This is a genomic window from Candidatus Eremiobacterota bacterium, from assembly GCA_031082125.1.
Lineage (GTDB): Bacteria > Vulcanimicrobiota > CADAWZ01 > CADAWZ01 > Ess09-12 > Ess09-12.
Genome location: JAVHLM010000029.1, coordinates 1 through 12,924, shown reverse-complemented (window position 1 = coordinate 12,924; position 12,924 = coordinate 1). Strand labels below are relative to the sequence as shown.

Below are 12,924 nucleotides of genomic sequence, written 5' to 3'. Positions count from 1 at the left end.
TCTGCCCGTCGGCCGGAACCGGAGAGAGAATTTGATTAAATGGCTTTCCCACATCATAGACAGTGATGCTGCCCTTGCAGGCGCCAAGGCCCTCAACCTTGCCAGGCTTGTGCGCATGGGATTTCCCGTTCCCCGCGGCTTCTGTGTCACCACCTCTGCCTTCAGGGAGTTCATGGGCCAGCGGCCCCGTGAAAATCCTCTCTCCCGGCCTTCTCTTGAAGAGGTCTGCTCCCTTCCCATGCCTGAAAGGGTGAGAGCCGAAGTGGAGAAGGCACTGGCACGCCTCGGCAGCGGAAAAGCCTTTGCAGTCCGCTCAAGCGCCACTTGTGAAGACGGCCGCCACCTTTCCGGTGCGGGCATGTTCGATACCTTTCTTGACGTGAGCAGCCCCGGAGAGGTCATTACCGCGGTAAAGGCCTGCTGGGCCTCGCTTTTCAGCGAGCGGGCCATGACCTACTTCAATAACTCACCTTTAGAAAGTGCCTCCATGGCCGTCGTAATCCAGGAGATGGTCGAGGCGGAATTTTCAGGGGTTCTTTTTTCCGCGAACCCTCAGAACGGCTGCAGGGGAGTCCTGGTCATAGAGGCTTCACATGGCACCGGCGACACTGTCGTATCGGGAAGAACATCGCCGGAGAGGGTTATTATATGGAAAAAGAACCTGAGGCCTCTTTTCGGCACCGCGGGAGCCACCACGAAGGGAGAGCCCTTTTACCGTGCCCTTTTTGAAAAGCGCGCCATCAAGAGCCTTGGAGCCAGTGCGAAGAGACTCGAGAGACACTTTAATTACCCGGTGGATATTGAGTGGGCCCTGAGCGGAGGGAGGCTCTTCCTCCTCCAGGTCCGTCCCATCACTGCCCTTCCCGACCCGAAGACACCCGAGGTGTGGAGCAACGTCAATTCGGGCGAGGTCCTCCCCGACGCCGTGACGCCCTTGACCTGGTCCATCGTGAAGGTCTTCGTGGCCAGCATATTCTCGCCAGTCAATGAGCTTTTTGGCATTGACGTTGAGAAAGAGCCGGTCTTTGACCTCATAGAGGGCCATGCATATGCCAATGCGAGTATTTTCGCATGGATCATACACTGTATCCCCGGGCCTGGAAGGCCTTCCCTCACTGAGGTTTTCGGAGGCGAGCAGGAGGAGCTCCTCGAGGAGCTTTTTGCCTCTTTTCCCGATGAGTCTCTCAGGGGGAGGCGCCCGTTCACCTTGAGTGCTCTTGCGAGGCTCCCTGTATCCGTCGCAAGGTTTCTCTTCCATGCGCGCCTCGACAGGAGCAGGAATTTCTTCAAGCTCTCAGGCGATGAGATTGACGCGCTCCTGAGGCTTGATCTCTCCTCCCGGAGCGTGGCCGAGCTCCTTGACCAGGTGGACATGCTTATGGAGAGAATACTTGGCATAAGGAACGTGGTCCCTAAAATCGCGACAGGGATGGGATATTTCGCTGCCTTCCTCGGCTTTTGCAGGAAATACCTCGGGGACCCCCATGGAATGATTGCCAACAGGCTTGTGGCAGGGACCGGAAACATGGATTCCGCCGAGGGAGGGATGGCCATTTACCGGCTGGCGGAAGAGGCCTTCAAGTCCGGGGAGGTCGGGGCCGCGCTCCGTCAGGAAGAGAGCTTCAGCGAAATCCGCGGAATTCTTGAAGGGAGCGGCGTCGGGAAGGCCTTTCTTGCAAAGTGGGATGAGATGATGCTCCGTCATGGCCATCACACGAGAGGGGAAGTGGAGCTTTACAATCCCCGCTGGTCTGAAGAGCCTGACTACGTGCTCCACCTCCTGAGGGGCTACCTTGAGACCATGACAGCCCCATCGAGTCCTGGAGGAGAGAAGAATGACGGCCGTGAGGCGCTTCTTGCACAGTGCAGGGGAAAGCTCAGAAATCCTCTCCTCTGCGGGCTCTTCCTTTTTCTTCTCCAGAACGCGAGGAAGGGGGTCTGCGTCAGGGAAAATGCAAAAAGCGAGGCGGTGAGGCTCCTTGCCGTGCTGAGGAAAACAGTTCTTGAGCTCGGGGAGAGGGCCAGGGAGCTGGCCTATCTTCAAAAGCGCGATGACATATTTTTTCTTGAAAAGGGGGAGCTCAGGCCCCTTTTTGAGTCTTCAGGCTCCCTGACGGCGGGAGAGCTCGTTGCTTCAAGGAGGGCTGAGTACGAGAGAAACCGGCAGGTCGTCCTTCCTCCCGTGCTCGCGGGAGAGAGAAGCCAGTGGAGCCGGGCGGTCCGCAGGGAAAGAGGGCCCCAGAGGGAGCTCAGAGGAATTTCGGTAAGCGCCGGCACCGCAACAGGGCCGGCGCGGGTTATCCTCCTCCATGATCTTGAAGAAAGGGTGATGCCGGGAGAAATCCTCGTGGCTCCTTTTACCGACCCTGGATGGACGCCCTATTTTGTCACTGCTGCCGCACTGGTGACCGATCTTGGAGGGGTGCTGAGCCACGGCAGCATAGTGGCAAGGGAGTATGGCATCCCTGCTGTGGTAAATGTGGGCTCCGCGACAAAAGTGATAAGAACCGGCCAGGTGATCACGGTGGATGGGAACAGGGGAATCGTGACGATTGCGGAGGGCATGGAGCAGCAGGGAAACCATGAGCCCCCAGGAAAATCTCCGCAGTGACCGGCAGGAGAGGGGGGAGGCTCAAGGGGAACATAATAAAGAGAATCTATATCTCTCAACCCTGAGGTACCTATGAAATTACAAAAGATCCTGTGTCTCCTGCTTGCCTTTTTTCTTATAGGCTCCCCCTCATTCGCCGACAAAGAGGTTTTTGACGACGAGGCGAAAGCCTATGTGGTGCAGAGCTCGCTCGTGGTGAGCGGTGAGCTTGATCCCCCCTCCGGCGATGCTGCGTCGTCTCTGAAAGACCAGGCCATGTACAAGTTCACCATTATGGCGATTTTAAAAGGCACGGTGAACTCCAACGTCATCCAGCTCCCTGTCCCGAAGCAGGGCGGGCAGATTGCAAGGGGAAGATATATTCTCTGCCTCACCAAGGAAAGCGAGAGCCCCTATTACCGCCTCGCCGGCCCGAAACCGCAGCCCCTCAAGTATTCTACCTCCATGGAGGACAAGATAAGGAAATTTGCCGACGAGCTTAAATCGGCCGACCGCGACGCCTCTTCATTGAAAGAGCGTATCTCTCTGTCGGCAGAGCTCTATGACGTGAAGAAAGATGGCGACTCAGTCTCGGCGTCAATCAAAGCCACCATGAGCAACATCTCGGACCGCCAGATCAGAGCTTTATGGGATTTCTGCCCCGCATGCTTCTGGACCGTCTCCGTAAACGGAGAGAGCTTTGTTCCCCTCTCCAGCGGAAAGAATCACGCCGGGCCATGCATCCCGGTGAATGTGATCACCCTGAATCCCAAGCAGAGCTTCACCCTCCTCTTCACGGGAGAAAACGGCCTCAATGGGAAGGGAATCAAGACCATGAAGCTGCGCTTTTCCGGTATCGAAAGTTCTCAGATTGCCGTGCCTTAGAAAGCCCTTCATGGTGAGTCCTCTTCTCATGGCTTGAATGTCAGGAAGGAACCCGGGGAGGTGCAATGGATAATCTGTTCAGGTCTCTCAGGAACAAGGCGGGGGACCTCATTGACACAGTAAAGAAAAAGGGCGAGAACATCGTCCAGTCCATAAAGAAGCAGCCCGAGGAGTTTTTCAGCGCCGTTACCGCAGATGATTGCGGTCTTGTGAAGCGCTCCCTTCACTGGGTTATCCTTGTCAATGAGAAAAATCCCTTCGGAAACACTCCGCTTCATATTGCTGCAATCAATGGCAGCAGGGAGATGGCAGATCTTCTCATCGCCTGGGGCGCAAGAGTCAATGAAAGGGATGATGAAGGCTGCACCGCCCTTATCAGGGCCGCTGAAGGCGGCCACGAAGAGGTGGTGAAGCTCCTTCTCTCCACTATGGCGGAAATCGGTGCCGCCGACAATAAAGGTGCCACAGCCCTGCATTGCGCTGCAGGGAGAGGCCAAAGAGGCATCGTGGAGCTCCTTGCCTCATACGGCGCTTTTCTCAATCTCAAGGATTACCAGGGGAGGCTCCCAAGGGATTATGCTGCCGAGGGAGGCCATGGGGAGATTGTCACCTTCCTTGAGACTCATGGCGCCAGGGAAAAGGAGGCAAGGGACAAGGCCTCCCAGAAGCGTGCCCTGGAAAAGGAGGAGCTCTTGAGACCCTCTCCCATGGGCAAGGCGGCAGAAAGCCGCGAAGCCCCCGGTGCGAAAGAAATCCTTCAGGCTCCCATGGATGAGATCGAAAAATATGAAGCACTCAAGGCGGCAGGCCATTATACCGAGGCCTGCCACCTGGCGGAGATGACGCTTCAGAGCTCCGTTCAGCAGGGGCTGGGGCTTCCCTCTCTGCTGTGGATCATGAAACTCATCGACCTCTACGCGGAGACTGCTCAGTATGACAGGATGAAGCAGTTAACCGGCTTGATAATTCCCCTCATGAATGCCATGATGCCTTCGCTTGCCACTGCCTTTCTCATTGATGCCGCAAGGATTTACCGTGAGGTGAACGATATTGATTCGGCAAGGCTTCTCCTGAAGACAGGTCTCGAGATTGCACAGAAGGATCCTGCCGGGCAGGATACCGGCACACTGAGGGAGGCCCTGGCAAAGCTTGAAGCGGCCTCCGGGTAGTCGGGGCTGAGGAAATAGGGCCCGGCTGGCTCACCTTTTCCCATGGCGCTCACCCCAGTCCAGCATCTCTGCAATCACATGGAGCACCGACTCCCTGGCGCCGTAAGCATGGCTCTCCAGCGGCAGCAGTACGAGGCGCGCCGTGCCGCCGTTCCCCTTTATGGCATCATAGAGGCGCTCGCTCTGCATGGGGAAGGTGCCCGAATTGTCATCGTCCTCGCCATGGATGATGAGGAGGGGATCCTTTATCTTGTCGGCGTAAGTGAAGGGCGACATCTTGATGTAGACTTCGGGCGCCTCCCAGAAGGAGCGCCTCTCGTTCTGGAAGCCGAATGGGGTGAGGGTTCTGTTGTAGGCGCCGCTCCTGGCGATTCCGGCGGCAAAAAGGCGCGAGTGGGCCAGGAGGTTCGCCGTCATGAAAGCACCGTAGGAGTGGCCTCCCACCATTACTTTTGACGGGTCGGCGATGCCCCTTGATGCAAGGCAGTCGATAGCCGCCTTTGCAGACTGCACTATCTGCTCGATAAAGTTGTTATTCTTTGTCTCAGGATCGCCCACCACGGGCATTGCGGCGTTGGAGAGGACAGCATAGCCCCTGGTGAGGAAGAGAAGGTGAGAGGGGCCTGTGTAAAGGGAGAACTGGTAGGGAGAGCCCCTTACCTGCCCGGCTACCGAGCTGTCAGTGTACTCAAGGGGGTAAGCCCATATCACCAGGGGGAGGGGCCCCCGTTTCTTCTCATAGCCCGGCGGAAGGAACAGGGTCCCTGAGAGCTCAACGCCGTCGGCCCTTTTGTATTTCACAAGCTCCTTGGTTATCGACCTCAGCTCCGGCGTGGGATCGACGTAATCGGTAAGCTTTTTCCTCTCGCCGGATTTCAGGTTCAGCAGGTAGAAGTTGGGAGGAGTATCGACATCCTCGCTCCTTATGAGGATGGTATCCCGCGCTCCCCTGTAAAAGGCAATGAAGGATTCATAAGCCTTGTCCCTCGAGCGGAAAAGGGGCTTCTGCTCCCCGCGGGGCAGCATGCAGGCCGAGAGGAAGGGCATCTCTCCCTCGGGAGTGGCGCCTTTCCCTGCTAGGTAGATGGTGCTGCCGTCCTGGGCGACACACCACTCACCGCCTGTCACTTCGTTGACGGGACTCCCGGGATCATGGTAGTCGTCGTTGAAATTCCTGCTGAAAAGAGGCTCACCGAATGGGAAGCCCGTGCTCATCTCCACGAGGTGGGTGGTGGTCCAGCGTTTTGCGCGGTCAAAGGAAGTGACTATTGCCCTGTTTTTCTCCTTAAGGAACGCGAGGGATGTAAAACGATCCTTTATGGTGAATAGAGTGGAAGGCGTGCCGGTGAAGGGCGCCTCAAATGAGACCACCTTCTCCCTGAATGGGACACGCCTTTGGGGGTCGCCTCCATCCAGGGCTTCAACCCATATAAGGCGTGCCTTGCAGAAGGGCTGCCATGTGATCTCCCTGGGGCCCTCGGGCACGCCGTCGGGGGGCACTTCCTCCTGGATGGGGATCCTGGCAATCACCTTGAGCACCTTGCCTTCACGATCCCAGATCTCTTCGGAGCAGGCGAACATTGAGAAGGGCACCTTGCGCGAGTATGGCTTTTCAAGCCTTGTCACATGGAGGTACGACCCGTCAGGAGACAAGGAGATATCCAGGTAGATTCCTGGTCCGCCCACAGCGGCAATCTTGCCTGTTGCCGTATCCAGAAGAGCCGGCTGGCACTTCCCGTAATAATCAAAAAGCTTCTCGTCGTAGCTGCTCTTGATGAGGTTCTGGTAAGTCTTCACCTTGGCGACGCGGCCTTGAGTCTCTTCTGTGACTGGGCTTTCCGGCACCAGGGGCTCGGGAGGGGGCGGGCCGGAGGACCCGGGAACGAGGCGGAGGAGCATATGGATACCGTCGCGCTCCCACTTGAAGGGGGAACCGGTGATGTTGGTGAGGGTTATCCCTTCAATTTTCCGTATCTTCCCCTCTGGAAGGCTTCCGATCCAGAGTTCGAGGCCCTTTTCACCGTCACGGGTAAAGGCAAAGGAGCCACCCTGCGGCGCCCATCGCGGGACATCGATGTTTGAGCCCGCTGGAAGCTTGATACGGGTGGTCTTTCCAGTGCCGGCATCTACAAGGGAGAGCCCATGATAAAGGGTAAGGCGCTGGAGGCACCATTTTGCCGGTTCAATCTTCATCCCTGCCAGGGGCCGTACCGGCCGCGCAAAAAGCTCAAGAGGAGGGTAGAGGGTCCGCTCTATCAGAATGAGGTTCGCGCCGTCAGGCGAGACAGAGACCCTCGGCGGCACCGGCGCGTCAATGAGCTTCACGATGTCGGGGGGAGGGAGGCGGTATGATGAGGAGGCCCGGGCGCCCGCGGGGAGTGAAAGAAGACAGAGTAATGCTATAACAATTTTCTGCACCATTTTCATGGATACCTCCGGGAGAGGAAATTCAGGTAAATGTTCTTCTCTGTGACGGCGCGGTATCCTTCCCCACAGGCCTTTTCACAGGCCGCTCACTTCAGGCGCTGTAATTGCCGATCCACATGATATCACCCTTTTTCCCGGCGACTCTCTCAAAGAGCTTCCTGTCCGCGGTGATAAGAGGCGCGCCCAGGCTCCCCGCCTGGGCGAGGTATATGGCGTCATAGGTGCATATCTGATAACGCTCCGAGAGCTCCAAGAGCTCTGCGGCGTCAAAATCATCCTCGCAGAAGCTTACCATGTCATGAATCGCTTCGGATATCTGTAAAGCCTTCGGCAGTATCACTCTTCCTCTCCGGAACGCGACATGGCAGGCATTGATAATCTCATAGCGGGCAAAGCGCGGAGCGAAAAGCTCCACCATGTCGGCAGCACAATTGCCCATGAGCGTCTGCGCCTTCATGTGAGTATCCTCATCAGGGAAGTATGCAGAGAGAAGCACGCTTGCGTCAACGACCATCATCATGACGGGATTCCAGCATCTTTCTCGATTCCTCTATCAGTGAAGACAGGGCGGGAGCCCCGCCCTTGAGCTCTTCCGCCAGGGTTTTCATGGAAATATAGCTCATGATTTTCTTGATTTTGCGGTATTCGCGGTGAGGCAGCAAGACCGCCACGGGCTTTTTCCTCTTCAGGACCTTTATAAGCTCACCTTTTTCCGTGAGGGCGATAAGCGAGGTAAAGTGTTTTTTGCCTTCGGTAACCGATACTTCCTTCAAAATGACCACCTCTTTCAACTATATTATATGGTCATTTCATCGTTCCGTCAACAAGGGATTTTCCTTGCAGATATGACTGTTTTACCCTCTTCTGCCGTCCCCGCGATGAACAAGGTGTGAACAGAGAGAGCTATATATTAACAAAACGTTAACACCCTCCATCTTACATGCCCTTGTTCTTTATGGTAATATTAGTATGTCGGAGGAGATAATAAATACCATTCAGGAGGTTTTCGAATATGGACTCGATAAGAAATGCAGGTACGCCAGTAACCCGCCCCGATGCCGGCCAGGTGCAGACACCGGCTGAAAAGCCTGAGGCCGCTCCCGCTCCTCCCCAGGACAGCGTGGAGACAGGAGGGCAGGTCAAGGATGAGGGTTTTGCCCATAAAGCCTTCAGGGGCCTTGGCAAACTTGTCGGGGGCGCCATAGGAGCAGTTCCCGGCGCGGTAAGCGGCGCCATCAAGGGAGCGGCCACCGAGACTCCCCACGAGCTCGTAAGTCCCGGGGTCATGAAGGTGATGAGAGCAGCCGGAGCGGTCGGCGGCCTTATCAACGGCTCCGTAATGGGCGTTGTCACCGGAGGCCTTCCCGGCCTGGTGATAGGTGCGGTGCTTGGCCCGATTATCGGAGCAACAGTCACCTCGGCGCTTCCCGGAGCCGTTGATGGAGCATTCGCAGCCACCAAGGGTGCTGCCAAAGGTACGCTTGGAGGCATGAAGAAAGGCGCCGAGATGGGCGGTAAATTCGTGGACTGGGTGGCAGGCAAGTTTGAAAGCCAGCCCCAGGCTCCCCCGGCCCCGCCCCCGTCGGAGCAGCCTAAGCCATAGCCGTAGCAGAAAAACCTGACAGTGTATGATACAAGGCCCTCGAAAGAGGGCCTTTTTTGGTGTGCCATTTTCACGGCCTTCATCTGCCCGGCCTCTTTATTGATAACGTCCTGATGGTGAAATTTCTCCGCTTCAGTGTCCTTTTGAACGACCTATTGCTCTGGCTCCCCACAATCTCAGCAAAAAAGAACCACCCCGGCAAGAGTTCCCCTGAGAGCCATGCATAACTCGCAGTATAAGTGTGCGCAAGCAGGAAGAAGCCTCAGCCCGGGAAATATATCAAGAGCACCATTTTTAAAGCAGTGTCTCTGAAACCGCAGGACCGGAAGAAGGAGGATTCTCTTATGGATGAGATTACCGGATTATGTGCACGCGTCAAGGCTCTTGAGAGGGAGGCCAGGCTCTGGAGGATCTCTTTCTGCATCATTATCGCTCTCCTGATGTGCCTCATGGTGGTGCAATGCCTCCGCCCCCCGCTGGCGCAGGCCCAGTCTGATACTATTACCGCGGGCACGATTAAGGCTGATATGGTGGAGGCCCAGGTATTCGAGGTGGTGGGACGCTCAGACAGGACCGTTGCGGCATTGGCAGTGCGGCCCCAGGGATACCCGGTCCTTTTTCTCTATGACAGCAGGGGCAATGTCCGCATGGAGCTCTCCATGAAAGACGACAAGCCGAAGATAACGCTGACGGATGCAGCCATGAAAAAGCAGTGGCAGGCTCCCTGAGCCGGGCTTTCGTGGAATTCGCTCCTGACAGGCCGGACGCGGCTCCTGCTCACTGCACGGGATTGAGAAAGAGAGGAAAGGAAAATGCAGAGACATAGAGCTGGTGAAGGGAGTGCTGAATGACGGCTCCAGGGACTACTTCGTGGAGGTGATCAGAAAGCTGGGTGACAGGGGATGCGATGCCGTGGTGCTTGGGTGCACGGAGATCCCTCTCATCATGAGCAATGAGCGGTCACCTCTCCCAACCCTGGATTCTACGAGAATCCTTGCCCGGGCGGCCCTGAGGGAATCGGTCCGGCAATAATGGGTACTACTGATATGGATGGGCCCTGTCAAGTGATGGGTGAGTTATCGTAATACCATATTTCACAATCTTTGGAGAAATTGAAATTTCTTTGCAGCACCAGAGCCGGGAGGCCCGGAGATTTTCCCTGCCCTCCTGCGGAAAAGCCTTTATCCAGGTTATGGTATCATCTCCTCAAGCGTGCTTTCGGCTCAGAGCCGCTTTCTCGAGCCGTTCCCATAAACCAGGAAAGGGGCCCCTCCTTCCAAGGGGGATCCGAAAGTGAAGCTGAGGTCATAGGGCGCCCTGCCCCTCACAGTGAGGGTCCGGAGGCCATGGAGGAGGTGGAGGTGGCAGGCTTCGCAGAGCACGATGAGATTCCAGGGGGCATCGGTGCCGCCCTGGGAGCGCCTGATGATATGATGGACATGGAGGCCCCGCCGACAGCAGCAACCCGGGGTCTGGCAGCGGAACCGGTCACGTTTCAGGATCTTGTGATGATGGGCCGCTTTTTTCAAGGTGCCCTCGGTCCTGAGATAGTCCGCCATGAGCGCGGCAAGGAATTTCTCTTCAGGGCCCCTCAGCAAATCACCGGAGCCCCCGCCGGAGGCCTCCGCCCGGGAGAGCCTTTCGAGAAAGGCCCTTGCGGCATTGTTCCAGACTTCATAGAGCTCCCGGGGGAGAAAGAACTTGATTGTCATGAAGCCCCTGGTGGCCTGAAGAGGATCTCTTGATGAGAGGATATCCACCAGGAAGGTCTCCTCAGGGCTCTCTCCGTGAGGGATGGTGCAGGCTCCCCTGGCTTTTTCCACTGCCCCATGACCTGCACACAGCGTACATGTGCACTGATGCTCGAGATGCCCATGCGCTACCCCGTAGTGTTCACCTGCACACAGAGAATTTCCCTCCGCCTGCTCCCCGAAGCCCGCACACAGCCTGGAATCTTTTTCAATTTTACTGGAAGCCTCGGCGGCCTTCATCTCTTCCACATCGCTGAAATATTTCCAAGGTTTCTCAAAGCGCCTGTCCCGGGAGGCGATGAGCTCCTCGTCGTCTGACTCAAGGGGCCACGAAGGATTGAGAGAAGGACCTGTATACCAGGCTCCTGTCCTTATGATGTCCTGCATCTCCTCCGGCAGGTCGTGAAACCTCTCGTCGGTGACATAGCGAAACCCGGGAAGAATCATATAATTGTGCGAGGCAAGGCAGTCATACTCCAGGATCCTGGCGATGCGCCTCGTCTCTTCCCTGAGGTCAACGGTGGGCACACTCGCTGCATAGGCAATCCACTGCGACTCATTCCTGGAGTCCACAAGAGGCAGAATGAGGCGCGCCTGCTCCCTGGTGATGGTGCCCTTCCTGAAGGCATCTTCCGTGAGGGAGTGGCGGTGGAAGCCCTCGGCAAGCCTTATGAGCTGGCGGGTCTGGGCCATCGAGAAGCCGCAGCGATCCACGGCGTAGTCCTCGATGAACTCAAAGCCGAGAAGGCGCTGAAGCTGCCTTGTGTCCATAGCCCGCAGGAGCATCCCTGTGGCCACGTCGAGCCTCTGGCGGATCGAGGCGGCCTTGATGAGCTTCCCTGCGATAGCCCTGGCAGAGACCGCGCCGGCTTCACTGCCACTGCGGCACTCTTCCAGCCACGACGGGTAGAAGATGCTCCACTGAGAAGACCACGGAGTTTCAGCGGCCTGCCCCTCGTTGCCCCGCCCCTCGCCAGCCTCCCGGGCGACCTCGCAGGTATCGCCGATGCGGCAATTCCACATCCGCCTCTTCAAAAGAGGCACCCGGGAGAATATGGGGCGGCTCCCCTCGGCATCAAGGGCCGGAAGCCCGGGAGCGGCTTCCCCTGAGGCCAGGTAATTGGCAAGGAGCGCCTCGACGAAGCCCGCGAGGGGCCCGTCATAGTGCTCCTTGTCCCGGAAGAGGGAGAGGGCGAAGTCCCAGGTGAGGGCAAGGGAGGGCGCCACGCTGAAATATAGCATCGTGCCCTCTGCTTCGGCGTCGTTTGAGTCGCTGCACGCCCCGCCTGCTGAGGAATCCATCGCTTCCCCGGCGCAGGAGCCCTTCACCGCCGCAGTATTCTCACCGGCCCCGGAGGCTTGCCCGCCCGCCATGCTAGCGCCGGAAGGGATTGCCGAGCTGGCCCTCCCATCGGCGATGGCCTTCTTCACCTCGCGCTCGAAACGGGAGAGCGGCATGCTCTCGGCGAGGCTGGCCCACTCCCCCTCGTTCTCAGGGGTGGCGACCCTCGAGAGATGCCTGAGAGCGCTCTTGGCGATCCTGCCCTGCAGATAAGCCTCCCGAGTGAGGGGCAACTTATTGAGAAGCTCGAAATTGTGCATCAGCTCCGAAGCGGTGCGCCCCGAGAAAGAGAGATGCTCCGTGGCGAACGACCCCATGGAGCGGTAGCCCAACTGATCAACCCCTTTCGTTTTCAGTGTAACGAGAAGGCCGCCAAGCACAAGATCAAGCGCCAGGCGGCCGCGGACTGCCTCGCAGAGGGTGAAATCGATCTGAGCTGCCCGCTCATCCCTGTCGATGGAGGCGAAGGAGCTGTTCTCGGTGAGCTTCTCTGCTTCGGGGATGAGGCCACCTCTTGTGATCTTCACCAGGTGCTCCGGTCGGCAGGCGGTTCCCTCGGGAAGCTCATAAGACTCCGGCAGGAGCAGCATATCCTCGTAATCATCGGAAGTCAGAGGATCAGCGAGGTGAAGAAGCTCATCTTCATCGGGAAGGAACAGATCACAGATCATGTGGGTCTCATGTGTATCCATGTCTATATTGTATCACAGCAACAATATATAATCAAACAGGTCACCCCTCAAAAACCCACTCACCGCAATGATAAAAGGCCATCGCCAGATGGCTTCCAAAGGGTCTGAAAGGGGTGAAGAGGTCAAAAATGACTCCGAAAAGCATAATGTTGCAGCCAGTGAGTGGCCAGGCCCGTTTCCGGGCGTTTCAGATCAGACCTGCCCTCTGTAGGGAACAATTTTTTGTGAGAAAGATTTTTTTAAGGCGGCAGAACCATAGCATCCCAGAATGCAAGCTGGTACCGCCCGTGGATTTTGATGGCTTCAAAGATATCTTCGGTATCGGGGGCATGGACTTACCACTAAAGATGCTCACAAGCAGCGTCTGATTCAGCAAGTATGATGATCCCTTTTTGTTAACAGCGGGTATTGTGTCCCAGCCCGGTTAACTAAACCAGATTTTCCTGTGGATTTCCCATTTACCTT

9 protein-coding genes and 1 pseudogene are annotated in these 12,924 nt (G+C 56.9%); 6 read left to right on the top strand and 4 right to left on the bottom strand.

Going from position 1 to position 12,924, the window contains the following annotated elements:
* Positions 1-31 precede the first annotated feature (31 nt).
* From RDV48_24800 to RDV48_24790, 3 genes are all read left to right on the top strand, one after another.
* The gene (locus RDV48_24800) at positions 32-2,611 is read left to right on the top strand and encodes a PEP/pyruvate-binding domain-containing protein (GenBank protein ID MDQ7826045.1); all 2,580 of its coding nucleotides are present in this window, start codon (positions 32-34) and stop codon (positions 2,609-2,611) included.
* A 72-nt stretch (positions 2,612-2,683) separates the two neighbouring features.
* Positions 2,684-3,475: a hypothetical protein gene (locus RDV48_24795; protein MDQ7826044.1), complete on the top strand. Its 792-nt coding sequence runs from the start codon at positions 2,684-2,686 to the stop codon at positions 3,473-3,475.
* 65 nt (positions 3,476-3,540) lie between these two features.
* A complete protein-coding gene (locus tag RDV48_24790; protein MDQ7826043.1) occupies positions 3,541-4,644 on the top strand; it encodes an ankyrin repeat domain-containing protein in 1,104 nt (367 codons plus the stop codon).
* A 30-nt stretch (positions 4,645-4,674) separates the two neighbouring features.
* On the opposite strand, the gene RDV48_24785 is transcribed toward RDV48_24790, so the two are convergent.
* The 3 genes from RDV48_24785 to RDV48_24775 form a co-directional block, all read right to left on the bottom strand.
* On the bottom strand, positions 4,675-7,065 hold the full coding sequence (locus RDV48_24785; protein MDQ7826042.1) for a prolyl oligopeptidase family serine peptidase: 2,391 nt from the start codon (positions 7,063-7,065) through the stop codon (positions 4,675-4,677).
* A gap of 97 nt (positions 7,066-7,162) precedes the next feature.
* A complete protein-coding gene (locus tag RDV48_24780; protein ID MDQ7826041.1) occupies positions 7,163-7,591 on the bottom strand; it encodes a type II toxin-antitoxin system VapC family toxin in 429 nt (142 codons plus the stop codon).
* Positions 7,575-7,844, bottom strand: a complete 270-nt coding sequence (locus tag RDV48_24775) for a type II toxin-antitoxin system Phd/YefM family antitoxin (GenBank protein ID MDQ7826040.1) — start codon at positions 7,842-7,844, stop codon at positions 7,575-7,577. Before RDV48_24775 ends, RDV48_24780 begins: the two co-directional genes overlap by 17 nt.
* A 239-nt stretch (positions 7,845-8,083) precedes the next feature.
* Here RDV48_24775 and RDV48_24770 point away from each other — a divergent pair, with 239 nt between their 5' ends.
* From RDV48_24770 to RDV48_24760, 3 genes and pseudogenes are all read left to right on the top strand, one after another.
* Complete coding sequence (locus tag RDV48_24770) at positions 8,084-8,674, top strand: hypothetical protein (GenBank protein MDQ7826039.1); 591 nt, start codon at positions 8,084-8,086, stop codon at positions 8,672-8,674.
* Between the two features lie 344 nt (positions 8,675-9,018).
* On the top strand, positions 9,019-9,402 hold the full coding sequence (locus tag RDV48_24765) for a hypothetical protein (GenBank protein ID MDQ7826038.1): 384 nt from the start codon (positions 9,019-9,021) through the stop codon (positions 9,400-9,402).
* Between the two features lie 97 nt (positions 9,403-9,499).
* Positions 9,500-9,706: pseudogene (locus RDV48_24760) on the top strand (aspartate/glutamate racemase family protein).
* Positions 9,707-9,897: 191 nt separating this feature from the next.
* On the opposite strand, the gene RDV48_24755 reads toward RDV48_24760, so the two are convergent.
* Positions 9,898-12,438: an HNH endonuclease signature motif containing protein gene (locus RDV48_24755; protein ID MDQ7826037.1), complete on the bottom strand. Its 2,541-nt coding sequence runs from the start codon at positions 12,436-12,438 to the stop codon at positions 9,898-9,900.
* Positions 12,439-12,924: the final 486 nt, after the last annotated feature.

Excerpts from the sequence above, each read along its gene's own strand:
- RDV48_24795 (MDQ7826044.1), top strand. The coding sequence starts at position 2,684 with ATGAAATTACAAAAGATCCTGTGTCTCCTGCTTGCCTTTTTTCTTATA.
- RDV48_24790 (MDQ7826043.1), top strand. The coding sequence starts at position 3,541 with ATGGATAATCTGTTCAGGTCTCTCAGGAACAAGGCGGGGGACCTCATT.
- RDV48_24785 (MDQ7826042.1), bottom strand. The coding sequence starts at position 7,065 with ATGGTGCAGAAAATTGTTATAGCATTACTCTGTCTTCTTTCACTCCCC.
- RDV48_24780 (MDQ7826041.1), bottom strand. The coding sequence starts at position 7,591 with ATGATGATGGTCGTTGACGCAAGCGTGCTTCTCTCTGCATACTTCCCT.
- RDV48_24770 (MDQ7826039.1), top strand. The coding sequence starts at position 8,084 with ATGGACTCGATAAGAAATGCAGGTACGCCAGTAACCCGCCCCGATGCC.
- RDV48_24765 (MDQ7826038.1), top strand. The coding sequence starts at position 9,019 with ATGGATGAGATTACCGGATTATGTGCACGCGTCAAGGCTCTTGAGAGG.
- RDV48_24755 (MDQ7826037.1), bottom strand. The coding sequence starts at position 12,438 with ATGATCTGTGATCTGTTCCTTCCCGATGAAGATGAGCTTCTTCACCTC.